Source organism: Rhizobium sp. BR 249, from assembly GCF_047445895.1.
Classification (GTDB): domain Bacteria; phylum Pseudomonadota; class Alphaproteobacteria; order Rhizobiales; family Rhizobiaceae; genus Rhizobium.
The window spans coordinates 125,712-143,023 of record NZ_JARWKX010000016.1; the positions used below are offsets into that span (position 1 = coordinate 125,712).

Consider the following 17,312-nt stretch of genomic DNA (forward strand, 5'->3'; position numbering starts at 1 on the left):
GAGCCGTCATCACCCGGCGGATAAAAGCTTTTGGGCATTCCATTTGGACAGCATCGAAACAGGTTCGTCGGGTCTCCCAAAGAGATAACCCTGCCCCATCCCGCAGCCGAGCCGACGCAGTGTCTCGGCCTCCGGCTCGTGTTCGACGCCTTCGGCGACAACCTGCAGATTCAGCCCGTGCGCCAGGGAAATGATCGCCCGCACGATCTCGAAGGCGCCAGTATTGCCGCTCATCCGCCTTACGAAGGACCGGTCGATCTTGAGCTTGTCGAGAGGGAGATCGGCAAGATAACTCATCGAGGAGTAACCGGTCCCGAAGTCGTCCAACGCAATGACGATCCCTGTCTCACGAAGCGCGCGCATTTTGGCGACCGACGATCCGCCCTGGTCGACGAAGGCGGATTCCGTCAGCTCGATGCACAATCGCGAAGAAGGAAGCCCACTGGAGGACAGTGCCGCCTTCACATCGGCCTCCACGTCGGACCGCTCGAACTGAACCGCCGAGACATTGACCGCGACGCTGAGCTCGTCAGGCCAGCCGGCCGCTTCGGTGCAGGCTTCGATCAGCGTCCAGCGGCCGATCTCGCAGATCAAGCCGGAGGATTCGGCGATCGGGATGAATTCGGCCGGAGATATCAGCCCGAATTCCGGATGGTTCCATCGGATCAAAGCCTCCGCGCCGACGAGGCGTCCGCCCGCAAGTTCGACCTGCGGCTGGAACAGCAGGAAGAACTGCCGGTTCCGGAGAGCGTCACGCATGTCCCGTTCCAGCCGGCGCGACCGGGCCTGGCGAACGGCAGTGGAAGGATCGAAAGAGGACCATCGCCGGCCGGGCGTCGCCTTCGCAGCATCCAACGCCGACTGAGCCGCACTCGGAAGTGCGCCTGGGGCTGAATCCCCCGAGCGGGCTATTCCGAGATGGACCGAGATAGGCACAGCAGCGCCGCGGATCAGGACCGGTTCCTCGAACAGGCCCAAAAGAGCATCCGCAAAGTCTTCGATCGGGCGTTCGCCTGTCACGGAAACGGCAATACCGAAATGGTCGCCGTCCAACCGTGCCAGCAGATCGCCGGCGAACGCATTGCCCAATCTGGCCGCCACGGCCTCCAAAAGTTCATCCCCGGCGTCGCGGCCGAGCGTGGCGCACAGCGACGAGAAGCGCTCGATATCCAGCACGGAGACGAGGACGTCCCCCTTAAGACCGGCTAGCCGGGAGGCGAATTCCCGGCGATTGAGCAGTCCCGTGAGTTCGTCCAACTCGGACAGTCTCTGCAACCGCTCTTCATATTCACGTCGCGCGGTGATGTCCCTTATGATCAGCCAACCGGCAAACTGCGACCGCCCCGCAGTCCGGCGCGCAGTCGGCTGTTCGAGCGGCGAGACCGTAACCGACGCTTCATAGTGAGCAGGCTGCGAACCTGCATTGCTGGAGAAATCGACCCGGGCCGCGTGCACCTTGCCCGGTTCGGCATCGTGTTCCGAAACCAGCCTGCGCACGATATCGGTGATGGCGGCATCGGCATCACCGATAAGTGACATTCCGACATCGGCCCGCAGCAGCGCCTTCGCGGATTGGCTCGCCTCGACGATTCTCAGATCGCTGTCGAATGCGACGACGCCGTCCGAGCTGTCGGCAATGATCCGCCTCATGAGACGCCTGGTGTTCCGGGCCTCGGTATTGGCCATGGCGAGAAGTACCCGGCCGAGGTCGACGCGCTCGTTCACGGCCAGCATCCAGGCGAGCATCAGCATCGACCACGGAACGGCTGTTCCGACAAGGAGACCATAGCGCCACTGTAGCTGGAACGCGCCGACTTCGCCGATGACGGCAATGGCCAGTCCGGCCGCCACCACGGTGATCATTCCGGCCGAACGGCTGCGGATCACGCCGATGATGAGCAAGGCCGCAAATAAAAGTTCCAGCGGCGCCTGATCGGGCGCCCTGAGGAAGCGCCTCTGGAGCAAGGTCTCGGCGGCAAGCGCGTGAATGAGCGGACCGGCAATCGCTCCGTAGACGGGGACGGCGAAAATATCCTTCAACTCGGCCGCGGATGCTCCGATCACGACCGAGCGGTCTTTGATTGCCTCGGCCGGGACAGTCCCATCAAGCAGGTCGGATAAGGAGAACGTCGGAACGGTGTCGGGCCTGATCGAGTAATCGACCGGCAAGGAACCGGAAGCGCCCTCAACCCTGCCGAGGGCTGAAGCAGCGGACTGGGTGGGAGTTCCATCGAACTGGCTTCCCAAGCCGAAACGACGAATGAACCCGTCCGGGTCCATGTCGACATTGGCGAATACAGGCCAGGCATTCCGAAGGAATTGCGGGATCGGCCTTGTCACCGCCACCTCGGAGGATGATGCCGTCTCCTGCTGCCGGAACACCGGCAAAAGAACACCTCCCCCGGCTCTCTCCAGCGCGGCCGCCAGAAGGTCGTCCTCCTGCTTGGTCGAGAACGCACTGAAATCGACGTCGAGGAAGATATCCCTGGCGCCCGATGCCACCAGCTTGTCGAGCAGTGTCGCATAGGTGCTACGGGGCCAGGGCCATGTCCCGACGGTATCGAGAGAACGCTTGTCGATTGCAACGAAGACGATATCGCCGGTGGCCTTGCGAGGAGCCCACTCGAATCGTTTGGCAAAAAGGCTGTTGTTGAATCCCTGGATGATGCCGATATCCGCACCCGCCAGGGGCAGCGCCAGCATCACGGCGATAAGCAGGATGCGAACCGCGATGGTGCTCACGCTACCGGAGAGATAATCCCCGACCGCCCTCGCCCTTCGTCTCACTTGTCCTTGCCTTTGCCGTGTCCGCCGGAATTGCCGTTGCCGTTACCGCCGCTATTGTTGTCGCCCTTCCCGCTATTGCCGTTTCCGCCGGAATTGCCGTGATCATTGCCGTTCCCGCCGCCGGAATTGCCATTGCCGTGTCCACCGCCGGAATTACCGTTGCCGTGTCCACCGCCGGAATTGCCGTTACCGTGTCCGCCGCCGGAATTGCTGTTACCATTGCCGCCGCTATTGCCGTTTCCGCTACCGCTTCCATTGCCATTGCCCTTACCGTTCGCGCTCTTGTCCGCGTCACCGGCTTTGGAAGCGGTATCCTTTCCCACAGCCGAGGACTTGTTCTTGGCCTCGTTCTTGGCCGCCTCGGACGGATCGACTGCGCCGGCAAGTTTCGTGGTACCGATCGCCGGAACCCTGGCGACCGACGGTGCAACCGACGTGATGTCGGGCTTGGATAGCTGGCCCTTCACCGTCATGCCGGCCTTGCTGTCGACGGTCGCGCTCTGACGCGGCCCAACATTCGACAGCTGGCCGCTTGCGAAGGAAGCGACCTGGACCAGGCCGCGATCCACGGAAACCGATGCCTTCGTCTTGCCCACAGTCACGTGGAAGATCGTTCCTTTCACGACAGCCGCGAGATAGGGCGTCTGCACGGTCGTATGAGGCTGGCTTCGCTTCTCGATTTCGAGATCCAGCGCGCCGACCTGCTGGACGATCTGCGTCTGCGGCGAAAGGAATCCGCCGTAACCGGTAATGGAGGCAAGCGTATTCGGCTGGAACGTGATGCTCTCGACGCCCCTGGCAAGCTGCACGCGCCCGCGCGGACCTGTCGAAACCCATGCCCGATTGGGGAGCACGTCGCCAGTGCGCAGATCCAGCCAGTTCGTTCTGTCGACAGTATATTTCGCTTGATCTGTCGCCTTGACGACCCGCCAGTCTTCGGCAGTCGCGAATGCGGTTGTCGTCAGTAAAATCAATGCTGTAATCAAAAATCGATAAATTATAGACATGAATGCTCGCCCCGAAATTTCGAGCAAGTGAAGCACCTCCAAATTAAGAATGGTTATAAGAAAGGGCGCGGATTGTAAGATTCGCCTGACGGATGCCGCAACGTGGTAAAGGGGGAGTTACGGAGCGCGGCCGCCGACGATGAAGGCGCTCATGCCGCCGCAGGGACGGACCCCATGGCGCGATTCCACCTGCTCGGCGACCTCGTCGACGATCTCGCCGATGCGTCCCGGAGCTCGGTTTTCGATCTCTCCCCTGAGCGGAGAGCCCTGACAAAAAGCAGCAGCGACGTCGTGCGCGGCCGCGATCGAGGTCAACTCGACCCGATCGCAGGAAACGGCGTCAAATCCCGCTGAAGATACCTGAGCCTTGATCGCATGGGGGTCGAAGTAGGAATATGGCAGCCTTCTCAAGAAATCCGGCGGGTCTGATGCAAAGATGTTCGTCAGAGACTCGTCAACGGATCTCGCGAAGTCGTTGGCCGAGAGCGAATCCCATGTCGTGAACAGGAAATGAGTTCCGCTCCGCAACACTCTTGCAGCCTCGCCATAGGCCTTCGATTTATCCGGAAAGAACATCACCCCGAACTGACAGACGACGAGATCGAACATCGCGGGCGCGAACGGAAGATCTTGGGCATCCGCGTGCATCCAGTGCGTTCGCGACATCGTCAGCGTCGGCGCGCCGACGTCGATCATCGCCTGGCTGAGGTCGGTAGCCACGATCTCCGCTGCCGGATCGAGTTTTGCCCGCAACGCGCGCGTCAAGGCGCCGGTCCCGGCGGCGAGTTCGAGAACGCTGGTCGGCTTCAACCGCTCGGCGACCGTCGCCACCTCCGATGCATAGGGCTCGAAGAGTATCGGCACGAGAAGGCTCTCGTAAAAATCGGCAACGCCTTCTCCGAACGGCGCGGAGGAAGCGGTTGATGCGGCCTGGGAGCCGCCTTCGACATCTAAGGCAATCGTCACGTCCGCGCACTCCGAACCTGGTTCATCCGCTTTGAAATATGGCCGAATCTCCCGATGTCCACGGGGTCGGACCTTGGTCCCACCCTCTCCGACCGAGGTCCCGAAGGTGGAACGCCACGGGATCGGCGTCGTTTCGAAGGATGCGAAGGAGATTGAACATGACCCAAAGCAACAGATCCAAAGCCGATGAAGCATGGACCGTGTCCGTCATTGCCCTCCTTATCGTTCTCGCCGGCCTTCTCTATGTCTTCGGCGCGGCAATGTCGGGCGACACCACCCAATTGACGGAAAGCGTCCGAGGCGCGGAAGTCTTCGATACCCGGAACGTACCCTGATCTTATCTGGAAAAACTCTAAAGACGCGATAGGTTAAGCGGGACGTTTCTCGCCGGTATCAAAATGAATTGGCTTCGCCGTTGGAATGCCCGCTCCCTTGCCTCCCAGTTCTTCATCACGGGTGGGCTCATCTCGATCGCCGCCATGTTGCTGGTGGGCATTTTCGTGACCCACCTCATCGAGGAGGCCGTCATCCACAATTCCGGCGCTGCGACGGCGCTCTACGTGGATAGCGTGGTCGCGCCGCTGCTTCCCGACATGCAGAAGGAATCGCTGCTGGACGAAGTCAGCGCTCAGGCGCTGGATGAGACCCTTGGCCAGGGCGCGCTCGGCAGGCGCCTGGTTTCGTTCAAACTTTGGAGAAGTGACGGCACCATCCTCTATTCGAACGAAAAGGAGCTGATGGGCAAGAAGTTTCCGGTCAACGACAAGCTCCAGAGGGCTTTTGCGGGGTCTCTCGTCGCACGCTACGAGATCGCCGACGATCCGGAAAGCGGCAAGGAGCGCGCGCTCGGCAAGCCGCTGATGGAAATCTACAACCCTGTGCTCCAGCCATGGTCGGGGCAGGCCGTCGCCGTCCTCGAATTCTACGAAACGGCGGAAGGGCTCGGGGACAGCCTGGCGCACGCCAGGTTACGGAGCTGGGGCGCCGTCGCCGCACTCACGGCAATCTTTTTCCTGGTTCTCTCCGTTCTGGTGTTTCGCAGCAGCCGCACGATAGAGGCGCAACGCAAGGATCTGAGGGAACGCGTCCGTGAACTGTCCGCGCTGCTGACGGAAAACCGCGGACTTCAACGGCGGCTGCAACGCGCTTCCCAGCGGGCGGCGGCGCTGAACGAAACCTATCTGCGCGGCATCGGCGCCGACCTGCACGACGGTCCGGCCCAGCATATCGCCTACGCCTCGCTGCGCCTGGACAGCGACTTGCTGGTCAATGCCTCCACGCAGCCGGAGGTCCGGGAAAAGGAGCTTGCATGGATCCGCTCGAGCCTTGCCGAGGCCATGACGGAGATCCGCAATATCTGCAGCGGCCTCGTGCTGCCGCAGATCGAGAAATCCTCGATCACCGAAATCGTCACCCGGGTCGTCGAAGCGCATCAGCACAAGACCGAAACCCGCGTCGAGACTGTTGTCGATGAGGATGGACCTGAACTTGCTACTGCCGTGAAGATCTGTATCTATCGATTCATCCAGGAAGCCCTGAACAATGCCTATCGTCATGGCGGCGGCATTGAACAGGCTGTGAAGGCGGTCTCGCACAATGGTCATGTTCGTGTCGAGGTCAGCGACCGGGGCGATGGTTTCGACCCGACCGAGGTGAGACCGACGAGCCTCGGCTTGGTAGGACTGCGAGAGCGGATCGACAGTCTGGGAGGCTCCTTTGACGTCAAGACAGGCGAAGGAGGGACGACCGTGACCATGATCTTCGAGCCTATGGAAGTGGGAGATTAGAGATGGCAGCAATCACCATAGGCGTCGTGGACGACCACCCGCTTTTTCGTGAGGGCGTCACGCGCAGCTTGTCGGAGATCAGCGACTTCGTCGTCGTGGGTGAAGGCGCCAGCAGCGATGACGCGGCCATGATCGCCTCCGACAATCGCCCCGACGTCATGCTGCTGGATGTCTCGATGCCCGGCGGCGGACTATCCGCGATCGGCCACGTCCTGACGCGCAGCCCCTCGACGAAAGTTCTCATGCTGACGGTATCGGAGGAAGTGGACACGCTGCTCGGCGCTCTGCAACGCGGCGCGATGGGTTATGTCCTCAAGGGTGTCGGCTCCCGTGGTCTCGCCGAGGCGATCCAAACGATCATGAGCGGCACGCGATATATTTCGCCGACGATGTCTGCAAAGGTCATGGAGAGTTCTTTGCAGGGCGGACCTTCCGACAAAAACAGCCTGACGCCGCGGGAACGCGAGGTGATGGATCTCGTCGCCCAAGGCTTGTCGAACAAGCATATCGGCCTGCGTCTCAGCCTGCAGGAAAAGACCGTAAAACACCATATGACGCAGATTCTGAGCAAGCTCGGCGCAACGAACCGGACCGAGGCGGCTCTGCAATGGCGCGAACGAAGCTAAACCAGATGCATTCGCGTCTCTTGGACCGGCGAATGCTCTATCTCTTTGTTTTCACGCAATCCGGCTGCACTATTTGCCGGAATTTCCTTAACGGAGGAAGCGGCTCAGCCGGCGGGCATCATTGGCCGTCGCCTGCCGGCTTATGATCGTCCTGCCTTTCGAGTCCTTCATGGTGTAGCGGCCGCGCTCGAGGGTTTCCGTGATGCCGTTCGCATGACGGACGTCGATCGAGCCGCTGGAATCCGCGGTCGCTCTCGCACCCGAAGATGCTGACGATCCGGTCGAAGAGGAAGAAGATCCAGAGCTTCCGCCGCTGCCGCTCCCGGAATTGCCGCTTCCGCTCCCTCCGCCATTGCCGCCACTGTTGCCGTTGCCTCCCCCGTTGCCGTTGCCTCCGCCATTGCCGTTGCCTCCGCCATTGCCGTTGCCGCCGCCGTTCCCGCCGCTATTGCCGTTGCCCCCGCCATTGCCGTTCCCGTTATTACCATCTTTTGCCGCGGCGAATTTCATTGCCAGACCAGGAAAGGGACCGTCGAAATTCAATGTCGCTGGAGATGCGGCAGCCACGAGGACGACGGCAGCGCCGCCGCTCAATCTCAGAAAATCTCGTTTCGAGATACGCATGTTACTAGCCTCGTTCGCCCGTTCTTCAGCCTTCATATGACTCATGACATTTTCGCTGTTTCACGAATCGAAAGCAACCGGACCTAGGTGCCAGACACAGCAGGACTTTAGTCCGGCTTCCTGATTGCCAATTCCCTTAGCCGGCAAAATGAGCCGATGTGATCCGCTGGACAGTCTGACGGGATCGCCCGCCCTCGACGCAACTGTCGTTGTGTGAGGCGAGAACGCATTCTTCCGGAACTTCTTTCCTCGTCGTGGCTTTCATTGTCGACGTACAATGGAGGAATCCCTGATGGTAAACCCCAACGAATCCCCGGCAGTCCAATCCATGCGTAGGGAACAGGCAGAACAGCGCAGGCAACCCCGGAAAGGCGAGCTCGACAAGGCAATCGAGGACACCTTCCCGGCGTCCGACCCCGTGTCGGCCACTCACACCTCCATCCCTGCCGGCCGCACCGACACAGAGGCGGTCGACCGGATGAGGCGGCAGCCCGACATCACCCAACTCGACGAGGAATTTCCGCTCGTGGACCAGGCCCTGCGCTCCACCGGCGAGACCGATGGCTCCTCCGATGGTTTCCAAGCCGATCATCGGGAAATGCGCGCGCTTCGGAAAGAAGCCGGACGGATAGCCGAATCGGCATCAGAGCTGGCTTCCGGGACGGCCCGCGTGGCAAAGGCGGAAGCGCGTAGCTTCGTGCGCGATATCGAAGACCATATCCGCGAGCAGCCGCTGACGGCGGTCGCAATCGTCGCCGGCATCGCCTTCGTCTTCGGCGCGACACGTTGAGGCCGGCCGTGCCGACGCAATGGAGCGGCGGCTGTCTGTGCGGAGCCTGCCGGTATGAATTCGCAGGCCATCCGCCGCACTCGGGATATTGCCACTGCGACATATGCAAGAAGGCGACCGGAGGTCCCTTCGCGGTGCTCGTGCAAACCAGGATCGCCGATCTTGTCTGGACGCGCGGCACACCGGCTTCGTATCGATCGTCGCCGATCGCAACACGCGGCTTCTGCAGCGACTGCGGAACGCCGCTCTATCTGCAATATGACGGCGATGAGCTCGTGCGCGTGACGGCCGGCTCCCTTGATACCCCGGAGAGAATCCGGCCGGCCGGACACTACGGCGTGGAAAGCCGCCTCAATTGGGCCGATTGCGGGCGCGGGCTTCCGGAGGAAGAAACTCAGGAGCGTTTCTAGGACGCCAGGCAACGCTCCGAGTTGCGGGGGTCTCATGAAAATCGCCACATACAACGTCAATGGGATCAACGGCCGCCTGAACATCCTGCTGCGTTGGCTCAAGGAGGATGCGCCCGATGTGGTCTGCCTGCAGGAACTGAAGGCAGATGATGCCAGATTCCCGCGAAAAGAGATCGAACGAGCCGGCTACGGCGCCATCTGGCACGGACAGAGATCGTGGAACGGGGTCGCCATCCTCGCCAAGGGCAAGACGCCGATCCCGACACGGCGCGGGCTTCCCGGCGATCCCAACGATACCCACAGCCGCTACATCGAAGCCGTCGTCGACGGCATGCTGATCGGATGCCTGTATCTTCCGAACGGCAACCCGTTCCCAAGCGTAAAATTCGACTACAAGCTCCGCTGGTTCCGTCGGCTCCACGATTATGCCGCCGAGCTTCTCGAACTCGGTGTGCCTGCGATCCTGGCTGGCGACTTCAATGTCATGCCGACCGAGATCGACGTCTACAAGCCGGAACGCTGGCTGGACGACGCGCTTTTCAGGCCGGAAGTCCGCAAGGCCTATGCCCATCTCGTCGCTCAAGGCTGGACCGACGCCGTCAGGCATCTGCATCCGGACGAGCGCATCTACACATTCTGGAAATACTGGCGAAACAGCTTCGAGCGTGACGCCGGCCTTCGGATCGACCACTTCCTGCTCAGTCCGGCAGTCGCGCCTTGGCTTCGATCGGCGAGCGTCCGTAGGAAACCGCGAGGCTGGGAGCATACGAGCGATCACGCGCCGGTCATGATCGAACTCGACCTTCCCGAAGCTGGAGCCGCATGAGCCGGGGAACCCGCAATGGCGGCTGGAGTTACGCATGAAAGGAGATTGTCCCATGCCAACCAATTCCATTCCCGATTCTGCAAAGATCCCGCCGAAGTCACTGAACGAGGACACCCAGGACGACGAGCTGCCGGAAACCAATATCGACGACCAGCGCAAGCCTCCGGTCAACATGGGCAGCGGCCGTGAAGCGGGCGACCGTCCCACCGGTGCCAACCCTGAAACAGGTCGCGCCGATCCGAAAGATCGTATCCCCGCCCCGCAATTCTCCAATCGGAAATGACGGCGATGAGCGAAGGCAAAAACTACCTAAACACTGACGAAATCCAGGCCGACGACCAACTGTCGCCGAAGCCGATCGAGGGAAAATATCCACCGAGGCATGTGCGCAAAAGCGAAGAAGCCGTCGCCGAAGGTTCCGACGATACCGAACGCGTCCGGGTTCCGCCGGCGGTTCCGAATCCCGATTGATCAGCAGCCCTCATTCATCCGCGAGATCATAGATGCGGCCTGTCAGCCAGGCAGGCCAGTCCCGCTCGAAGAAGGATCTGGCGCTTTCATCGAAGGTGCGGTTCGGGCGCGTTGAGAGCACGATCTCATTCCCATCGAGCCGAACGACGATCTGCTCTTCCCGATGCGCCGGCCGTTCCTTCCGGAAGCGATACTGCTGCAGGGGACCCGAGCGCACAAGCGGAAGGGATTCGCCTTGCGTATCGCATATTGCCCGGGCCCCGCGGCTGCCGCCTCCATTGCGGATGAAGAAGTCAAGCGCGATGAGCACGGCTTCCGACGCCAGCGCCATGTGCCGCCATTGCACGCCGCGAACCGCTTCCGCTCCGCGGCCGTAGGCGATGCCTTGGTCGCGAATGTCGGCATTCAGCTTGCGTGCTTCGCTCAAGGCGCCGCTGACGCTCTCCTGATCGCAGATGATGCCGGCCTTCTCGCTCATGCGCGCCTGCACATCCGCACGGATCGATTTGACGGAGAGCGGGCTCTCGGTCCGCAGAGCCCCCAGCAGGTCGACGATGCCCGCCTCCGCGGTCGTGGTGATATCGTCTGCTGCAGCCCGCTTCGCTCTACCGTTCGCGCTGATATGCTCGGCCGCCCGGGTGCCGAAGACCTGCCCGGCATTCAGCGCCGCTCCGCCCGGCCGGGTCACGCCATGCGTGCCGGCCGCCTCCCCGACCGCGTAACAGCCCCTGAGATTACTGCGGCCCCAGACATCGACCATGACGCCGCCGTTCATGTGCTGGTTGTTGACCGCGAATTCCAGCGGCTCGGCGGCAATGTCGATTTTGTAGCGGCGGTAGAGCTCGATTGCGAGCGGGTTCATGTGTTTCAACCGGTCGATCGGCATGTCTTGATCGGCGCCGGCCTTGCCGAGATAGAGGCGGACGTCTTCATCCAGCCTCTCCAGGCCGAATGGCAGGTCGCCCGGCACCGGCAGCGGATTCCGGTTGAAATCCATGAAGACGCGCCGCCCTGCCGCTGTTTCGCGATAGATGGCGAGGTCGACCAGGCTCGAACCGAAATCGAGCATGCGCGTTGCGTGAAACGGCCATTGATAGCCCTTGCGGAAAACGTTCGACGCCAATTCCTGGGTGCTGCGGTAATATTCACCCAGGAAGTGATGTTCGACACCTTGCATATCGACCGAGTAGATATGCGGGATCGCCTGGACGTAGGTGCCCGACAGGTTCCATGGAAACCCTTCCCTGCGCGTTCCGATACCGAACTGGCTTTCGGTCAGGTTGACGAGCTCGATGCCCGCCTCCAGGGCAAGCCCGAGCGAGCCGAAGCAGCCGTTGGGATAGACGCTGTCACGATAAAGCTCACCCGGCCCGCCGGCGGCAAGCACGATCACATCACTGACGAATAGCGCGATGCCCAGCGGGTTCTCCTGCGTACGGTCGCCGGCGCGCATCATGAGTATGCCGACGACATGCCGGTCGGTTCCATCGCCCTCGGTGAGAATCTTGACCGCGGTGGTCTGGTTGTAGAACGGCACCCCGAGCCGGATCGCTTCCTCCGCCAGCACCTTCACCATCAGGCGCGAGGTGCGCGGGCCGCAGCTTGTGGCACGGCCGACCTCGTCATGGTCGGTCTGATATCTCAGCGTTCCGCCGAGAGGGTCCTGAGGCAGCGGCAGGCCCAAAAATTGCAGCGACGCCATCATCCGCGACGAGCCCACAGCCTCGACATAGGCCGTATCCTCGTCCATGGCGCCGCCGCTGCGGATGGCGCGGGCCATCGTCTTGTAATTATCGCCCTGATCGGCAGTGTTTGCGGTGTGAAGGGTCTGCTTGTCCGATCCCGAACAGGCCGAGGTTCCGCCCCATGCGCTCTGGCTGATGATGACGACGTCATCGCCGCGCCGCTTCATTTCCACCGCCGCGCGCAGGCCCGCCGCACCGGAGCCGACGACGACGCAGCCGGCCCGGTAGACCGGCACATCGATGCCAGCGAGCCGGACCGTTCCGGAAGCAGGAGCCTCCGGCGGAAGCCGCGGCATGTCGACATCGGTCAATGCATCAAGGATTTCCTGCGGAACGTCTATGGTCATCGGCTCGTCACAATCAATTGAGCGGGATATCGACCCAGCGCTTCAGCCGGGAAGACTCCATGCATGCATCGACGATCTGGCAGATATGATGGCCCGTATCGAATGTCGGCCACATCGGTTTCATTGCGACGATCGATCGGATGACCTCGGCCACCTCGATGATCTTGCTCTCGTTGTAGCCTATGCCGAAGTTCGGCAGCGGAAGGAAAGCCCTGAAAGTCGGGTTCTCCGGACCCACGTCGATCTCGCGAAAGCCCCGGCGTCCCGTGCTGTCGTCGTTGGAGTAGAAACGCAGCCGGTTTATCTCGTCATAGGTATAGGCGATGCTGCCTTTCGTTCCATAGACTTCGTAGGTCTGCATGAACTTGCGGCCGGTCGCGACGCGGCTGAAATCGACGATGCCGCCGGCGCCGTTTTCGAACCGGCAGAGCAGGTTCGTCGCGTCGGGATTGGTGATATCGGCCCAGGCCTCGTTGCCTGACAGTTTCACCTGCTCGCCATAGGCAAGGCCCTCGACGACAGGCCGGCGCGGGGTCACGATCAGATTGTCGGCGATCAGGGAACTGACACGGCCGACCAGAAAATCCATGAAGCTGAAGATGTGCGAGCCGGTATCGCCGACGATCCCGGTCGGCGCAAGCTTTCCATCGGCGCGCCACATGAAGGGCGCCATGGGATCACCGTACATGTCGACGTGCTGACAGCCGCGGAACAGTTTGATCTCACCTATTTCACCGGATTGAATGATGTCCTTGGCCAGATCATGGACGGGATTTCGGGGAAAGGCGTGTCCGACGCGCGTGATTACACCCTTCTCTCTGGCGATGTCGGCCAGTTCCCGCGCTTCCCCAGCGGTATTTGCCAGGGGCTTTTCGCAGTAGACATGCTTGCCCGCCAGCAGGGCCGCCTTGGCCACGGGATAGTGAAGATGGTCCGGCAGGCAGATGTCGATCAGGTCGACATCTGGATCGGCGACCGCCAGTTTCCAATCCTGGAGTATTCGGGCGCCCGGCGCCCTGTTGGCAAGGTCATCGGCGACCTTCGGATTGCCGTCGACAAGGGACACGATGCGCGCCGTTCCGTCCGACACGCCGAAGAAATGCGGAAAGGTCTGGTAGGCCATGGTGTGGACCTTTCCCATCCAGCCCGAGGCGCCAAGCACCGCAACTCTTACTTCTGACATCGTCGTACTCCTCTCGACAGGGCTTAGCGGATTGCAGCGCGGGCGCGGGGCCTGGCATCATTGCGTTCGTAGGCGAAGATGGCTGGGGCCAGCGGAGGCAGGCCCCGAATGAGATCCGATCCCTTTTCGCCGACCATGATCGTCGGGGCATTCGTGTTGCATGAGGGCACACGCGGCATGACCGAGGAATCGCAGACCCTGAGGCCTTCCAGGCCGTGGACCTTGAGATCGAGCCCGACAACGGCGTCGGGGCCGCTCCCCATCTTGCAGGTGCCCACCGGATGATGGTCGGTCTTGGCGTTGGCGCAGCCATAGTCGAAAAGCTGCTCGTCGGTCATGACCTTTGGTCCGGGAAGCCTTTCGGCCATGACGTAGGGCTTCAGCGCTGCCTGCTGCATGATCTCGCGCGCAATCTTGAGACCCTCCAGGGACATCGTCCTGTCGTGGGGATCGGACCAGTAGTTGGGATCGATCAGGGGAGCGGCACTCGGATCGGACGACGACAGACGCACCGTTCCCCGCGAGCGCGGATGGAGATAGGCGGAATTCAACGTCACACCGGCATTCTTGAGCCGCTCGACGCCTGCTTCGATGCCGGAGCCGAGGCCGAGGTGGAACTGGATATCGGGAGAACGCGCATCGGGATCGGCGTACCAGAAGCCGCCGGTCTCGAAGAGTGACGAGGCCACCGGGCCAGTGCGGAACAGGACATATTGTATCCCCGCCCAAAGCGTGCGGTGGAGCTTCGCCACGCCGTCATAAGTGTGGTCGCCGGTGCATTCGGCGATGACGAAAAGATCGAGGTGATCCTGAAGGTTGCCGCCGACGCCCGGAAGATCATGGAGCACCTTGACGCCCACCGACTTGAGGTGATCGGCCGGTCCTATGCCGGACTGCAGAAGAAGCTTCGGCGACCCGATCGCGCCCGAGGAAACCAAGACCTCGCGTTCGGCGCGCACGATCTCCGATCCCCGCGAGGTCGCGATCTCGACGCCGATTGCTTGATTCCCCTCCAGCAGGATGCGCGCGACGCGCGCACCGGTCCGCACCGTCAGGTTTTTCCGGTCTTTGATCGGCGAGAGATAGGCGAGCGAAGCCGATGACCGGCGGCGGTTGCGCTGTGTCAGTTGATAAAAGCCCACTCCTGCCTGCTGCCGGCCGTTGAAGTCGTGATTATACGGGATGCCGAGCTCCTGCCCCGCGCGGATATAAGCGTCGCAGATCGGTAGCGGCGCGGCCGGCATCGAGACGCCGAGCGGACCGCCATAGGCGTGATAGTCGTCTGCGAAACGCTGGTTGTCCTCCGCGCGCTTGAAATAGGGAAGGATCGAGCGGTAGTCCCAGCCCTCGCAGCCGTCTTCATCAGCCCAGCGATCGTAATCGGCCGCGTTTCCGCGTGTATAGAGCTGCGCATTGATGGATGAGCCGCCACCGATGACCTTCGCCTGGGTATAGCGAAGCACCCTGCCCTTCATGTGTTTCTGCGGAACGGTTTCCCACCCCCAGCTCGCCACACCCTTGGTCATCTTGGCGAAGCCGGCCGGCATATGAAAAAGCGGATTCCAGTCGCCTCCGCCTGCTTCGAGCAAGAGAACGCGGACGTCGGGATCTTCGCTCAAACGGTTTGCAAGCACGCATCCTGCAGGTCCGGCGCCCGTGATGATGTAGTCGAAACCCATTTTACTGTCCTATTGCCTGCGCTCTCGCGACCCAAAGCCGCCGGCGCTCAATGTTGGATCTGCTGATGCCTGCAAGTCCTTCGATGCAATGTGATCCGCAACCCTCAGCGCCTGGCTTGCGATGGTGAGCGCAGGATTGACCGCAGCCGACGTCGGCAGGAAACCGGCATCGACGACGAAGAGGTTTTCGTGGTCGTAGGAACGGCAGTAGGGGTCCAGCGGCGCCGTCGCCGGGTCGTTTCCGATGCAGATCGTTCCGCACTGATGGGAAGGCGTGCGCTTGTCAAAGGGCCTCGACAGCACGATCGGAAATCCGATCGATTTCAGGATCGCCTTCAATTTTGCGACGAGCGCAAGATGGGCGTCCCAGTTGGTTCGCTGCCATTGGAGAATGATCCGGTCTCCATCCACCATGACCCGGCTTTCCGGATTGGGCACATCCTCGCTCATCGCATAGAAGTCGATGGCATGGCTGGTGATGAAGTGCAGAAGCCATTCTGGCGCTTGCGGCAGAGACCCTTTGAGGACCTTTTCGGAAATGCGGCCCAGAAGCTGCACGTTGCCGAGCGGCGGCCCTCCCTCGCCGTCCGAGAGATAGAAGTCGTTGAAGGCAAAAGTCTTCTGGTAGATCGACGTATTCCTGAACCGCGGCGAGACCGCGATGACCGCGGACGCGTTGTGGTTCATGAAGTTGCGGCCCACCTGGTCGGAAGAGTTCGCAAGCCCCCTCGGGAAGCGGTCGTTTTTCGAGCGCAGCAGAAGTACGGAGGACTGAACGGCGCCGGCGGAGAGGATCACGATCTCAGGCGAGACGGTCACCGCCTGCCCGTTCTTGAGATAGGTGACGCAGTCGATCCGGCTCCCCGCTCCCGTCTCGAGCTTCATAACACGAGCATTGGTTTCGAGCCGCACGTTCTCGTGCTTCAGCGCCGCCGCGAGAGCTGCGGTCTCCGCATCCATCTTGCCGTCGCGGGAATTCGGATGCGCATCCCATGGTGTTTGGGCCTTGGCGAGCCAAGCGTCGAGATCCAGGCCGAGCGGCAGGGAAGACGGATGCAGGCCTTTCTTCTTGAGGCGCGCCCGGACATCGGCGATCGGCGCCTCATCCGGAACGGCCGGGTATTCATAGGCAGTCGAATGGTACGGTTCCGTGGGATCTTCACCGAGACTGCCGCGCACCTGATAGAGATGTTCCGCCTTCGAGTACCAAGGCTCCAGCTCCTCATAGGGAAAGGGCCAGGCCGGCGACACGCCTTCCCGGTGTTCGATGACGCCGAAATCCTCCCTGCGGTAGCGCGACAGGACAGCGCCGTAGAATTTCGAATTTCCGCCGACATTGTAGTAGTTGCCGGGATTGAAGCCTTTGCCGTCCGCTTCGTACCATGTCTCCTGCGGCCGGAAGTGGCCCCGCTGGAAGATGGCCCGCTGGTCGCGATTGACGGGAAGGTCGGCGATATGGTCGCCGGCTTCGAGGATCAATATCCGGGCGCCGGTCGAAGCAAGGCCGGCGGCGACCGTGGAGCCGCCGACGCCGGAGCCGATGATGACAATGTCGGGTGAACCGCTCATCCTAGCACCTGGACATCACACGATCCGCGCCTGTGTTTCGGGATCGAAGAAGACGGCCTTGTCGAGATTGAAGGCGAGGCGCGTGTTTTGGCCTGGCGCGATGCCGGCATCGGCGCGCAGACGGGCCACGACCTCCTTGCCGCCGAGCTTGGTGACGGCGAAGGTGTCGGAGCCGGCGGGTTCGACGACTTCGATCAGGCAGTCGCCTTCGGTCAGCGAACGGGCGTTGCGGTCGGCGCCGTCGGGGTCGGTCAGCGCTTCCGGGCGGATGCCGAAGATCACCTGCCGGCCGGCATAGGAGGAAAGGCCGTTGCCGGTCGTTGCGACGGGAAGCCTGAGCGGCGCGGCATTCGGCCGTTCGAGCGAGACCGCGAGACCGCCTGCGCCATTTTCGACCGAGGCCTTGACCAGGTTCATCGCCGGCGACCCCATGAAGTCGGCGACGAACATGTTGGCGGGATTGTTGTAGATCTCCGCCGGCGTGCCGAACTGCTG

17 protein-coding genes are annotated in these 17,312 nt (G+C 61.8%); 8 read left to right on the forward strand and 9 right to left on the reverse strand.

The window, feature by feature from the left end:
- Positions 1 to 9 precede the first annotated feature (9 nt).
- The 3 genes from QD408_RS16680 to QD408_RS16690 form a co-directional block, all read right to left on the reverse strand.
- A complete protein-coding gene (locus QD408_RS16680; RefSeq protein ID WP_414140064.1) occupies positions 10 to 2,787 on the reverse strand; it encodes an EAL domain-containing protein in 2,778 nt (925 codons plus the stop codon).
- Entirely contained in the window at positions 2,784 to 3,794 is a 1,011-nt protein-coding gene (locus tag QD408_RS16685; protein WP_414140065.1) for a hypothetical protein, read from the reverse strand. Before QD408_RS16685 ends, QD408_RS16680 begins: the two co-directional genes overlap by 4 nt.
- A gap of 117 nt (positions 3,795 to 3,911) precedes the next feature.
- Positions 3,912 to 4,760: a class I SAM-dependent methyltransferase gene (locus QD408_RS16690; RefSeq protein ID WP_088681019.1), complete on the reverse strand. Its 849-nt coding sequence runs from the start codon at positions 4,758 to 4,760 to the stop codon at positions 3,912 to 3,914.
- A gap of 158 nt (positions 4,761 to 4,918) precedes the next feature.
- Here QD408_RS16690 and QD408_RS16695 point away from each other — a divergent pair, with 158 nt between their 5' ends.
- The 3 genes from QD408_RS16695 (at position 4,919) to QD408_RS16705 (ending at position 7,173) form a co-directional block, all read left to right on the forward strand.
- A complete protein-coding gene (locus tag QD408_RS16695; RefSeq protein WP_190237383.1) occupies positions 4,919 to 5,095 on the forward strand; it encodes a hypothetical protein in 177 nt (58 codons plus the stop codon).
- 63 nt (positions 5,096 to 5,158) lie between these two features.
- Positions 5,159 to 6,547 carry a sensor histidine kinase gene (locus tag QD408_RS16700; RefSeq protein WP_088681020.1) on the forward strand — a complete coding sequence of 463 codons (1,389 nt, stop codon included), beginning with the start codon at positions 5,159 to 5,161 and terminating at the stop codon, positions 6,545 to 6,547.
- Positions 6,548 to 6,549: 2 nt separating this feature from the next.
- Positions 6,550 to 7,173 carry a response regulator gene (locus QD408_RS16705; protein ID WP_414140066.1) on the forward strand — a complete coding sequence of 208 codons (624 nt, stop codon included), beginning with the start codon at positions 6,550 to 6,552 and terminating at the stop codon, positions 7,171 to 7,173.
- Between the two features lie 87 nt (positions 7,174 to 7,260).
- On the opposite strand, the gene QD408_RS16710 is transcribed toward QD408_RS16705, so the two are convergent.
- Complete coding sequence (locus QD408_RS16710; protein ID WP_414140077.1) at positions 7,261 to 7,797, reverse strand: hypothetical protein; 537 nt, start codon at positions 7,795 to 7,797, stop codon at positions 7,261 to 7,263.
- A 292-nt stretch (positions 7,798 to 8,089) separates the two neighbouring features.
- Between QD408_RS16710 and QD408_RS16715 the strand changes: the two genes are divergently transcribed.
- The 5 genes from QD408_RS16715 to QD408_RS16735 are packed head-to-tail and all read left to right on the forward strand — an operon-like array spanning position 8,090 to position 10,294.
- Positions 8,090 to 8,587, forward strand: coding sequence for a hypothetical protein (locus tag QD408_RS16715; RefSeq protein WP_088681023.1), 498 nt, complete (start codon positions 8,090 to 8,092; stop codon positions 8,585 to 8,587).
- A gap of 8 nt (positions 8,588 to 8,595) precedes the next feature.
- The gene (locus QD408_RS16720) at positions 8,596 to 8,997 is read left to right on the forward strand and encodes a GFA family protein (protein ID WP_088681024.1); all 402 of its coding nucleotides are present in this window, start codon (positions 8,596 to 8,598) and stop codon (positions 8,995 to 8,997) included.
- Positions 8,998 to 9,031: 34 nt separating this feature from the next.
- Positions 9,032 to 9,823 carry an exodeoxyribonuclease III gene (gene xth, locus QD408_RS16725; RefSeq protein ID WP_414140067.1) on the forward strand — a complete coding sequence of 264 codons (792 nt, stop codon included), beginning with the start codon at positions 9,032 to 9,034 and terminating at the stop codon, positions 9,821 to 9,823.
- A 52-nt stretch (positions 9,824 to 9,875) separates the two neighbouring features.
- Complete coding sequence (locus QD408_RS16730; RefSeq protein ID WP_414140068.1) at positions 9,876 to 10,106, forward strand: hypothetical protein; 231 nt, start codon at positions 9,876 to 9,878, stop codon at positions 10,104 to 10,106.
- Between the two features lie 5 nt (positions 10,107 to 10,111).
- Positions 10,112 to 10,294, forward strand: a complete 183-nt coding sequence (locus QD408_RS16735; RefSeq protein WP_088681027.1) for a hypothetical protein — start codon at positions 10,112 to 10,114, stop codon at positions 10,292 to 10,294.
- Positions 10,295 to 10,304: 10 nt separating this feature from the next.
- On the opposite strand, the gene QD408_RS16740 is transcribed toward QD408_RS16735, so the two are convergent.
- From QD408_RS16740 to QD408_RS16760, 5 genes are all read right to left on the reverse strand, one after another.
- Complete coding sequence (locus tag QD408_RS16740) at positions 10,305 to 12,386, reverse strand: FAD-binding protein (RefSeq protein WP_414140069.1); 2,082 nt, start codon at positions 12,384 to 12,386, stop codon at positions 10,305 to 10,307.
- A gap of 13 nt (positions 12,387 to 12,399) precedes the next feature.
- Complete coding sequence (locus QD408_RS16745; RefSeq protein WP_414140070.1) at positions 12,400 to 13,569, reverse strand: Gfo/Idh/MocA family protein; 1,170 nt, start codon at positions 13,567 to 13,569, stop codon at positions 12,400 to 12,402.
- A 23-nt stretch (positions 13,570 to 13,592) separates the two neighbouring features.
- Positions 13,593 to 15,248, reverse strand: coding sequence for a GMC family oxidoreductase (locus QD408_RS16750; RefSeq protein WP_414140071.1), 1,656 nt, complete (start codon positions 15,246 to 15,248; stop codon positions 13,593 to 13,595).
- 9 nt (positions 15,249 to 15,257) lie between these two features.
- Positions 15,258 to 16,817 (reverse strand): GMC oxidoreductase, encoded by a 1,560-nt coding sequence (locus QD408_RS16755; protein WP_414140072.1) that lies wholly within the window; start codon positions 16,815 to 16,817, stop codon positions 15,258 to 15,260.
- Positions 16,818 to 16,832: 15 nt separating this feature from the next.
- The coding region (locus QD408_RS16760) for a TOBE domain-containing protein (protein WP_414140073.1) at positions 16,833 to 17,312 on the reverse strand (480 nt) is incomplete at its 5' end.

Bases quoted from the DNA above. Each gene is read 5' to 3' on its own strand.
- QD408_RS16740 (WP_414140069.1), bottom strand. From the start codon at position 12,386: ATGACCATAGACGTTCCGCAGGAAATCCTTGATGCATTGACCGATGTC.
- QD408_RS16735 (WP_088681027.1), top strand. From the start codon at position 10,112: ATGAGCGAAGGCAAAAACTACCTAAACACTGACGAAATCCAGGCCGAC.
- xth (WP_414140067.1), top strand. From the start codon at position 9,032: ATGAAAATCGCCACATACAACGTCAATGGGATCAACGGCCGCCTGAAC.
- QD408_RS16715 (WP_088681023.1), top strand. From the start codon at position 8,090: ATGGTAAACCCCAACGAATCCCCGGCAGTCCAATCCATGCGTAGGGAA.
- QD408_RS16710 (WP_414140077.1), bottom strand. From the start codon at position 7,797: ATGCGTATCTCGAAACGAGATTTTCTGAGATTGAGCGGCGGCGCTGCC.
- QD408_RS16730 (WP_414140068.1), top strand. From the start codon at position 9,876: ATGCCAACCAATTCCATTCCCGATTCTGCAAAGATCCCGCCGAAGTCA.
- QD408_RS16700 (WP_088681020.1), top strand. From the start codon at position 5,159: ATGAATTGGCTTCGCCGTTGGAATGCCCGCTCCCTTGCCTCCCAGTTC.
- QD408_RS16685 (WP_414140065.1), bottom strand. From the start codon at position 3,794: ATGTCTATAATTTATCGATTTTTGATTACAGCATTGATTTTACTGACG.
- QD408_RS16755 (WP_414140072.1), bottom strand. From the start codon at position 16,817: ATGAGCGGTTCACCCGACATTGTCATCATCGGCTCCGGCGTCGGCGGC.
- QD408_RS16695 (WP_190237383.1), top strand. From the start codon at position 4,919: ATGACCCAAAGCAACAGATCCAAAGCCGATGAAGCATGGACCGTGTCC.
- QD408_RS16745 (WP_414140070.1), bottom strand. From the start codon at position 13,569: ATGTCAGAAGTAAGAGTTGCGGTGCTTGGCGCCTCGGGCTGGATGGGA.
- QD408_RS16705 (WP_414140066.1), top strand. From the start codon at position 6,550: ATGGCAGCAATCACCATAGGCGTCGTGGACGACCACCCGCTTTTTCGT.
- QD408_RS16750 (WP_414140071.1), bottom strand. From the start codon at position 15,248: ATGGGTTTCGACTACATCATCACGGGCGCCGGACCTGCAGGATGCGTG.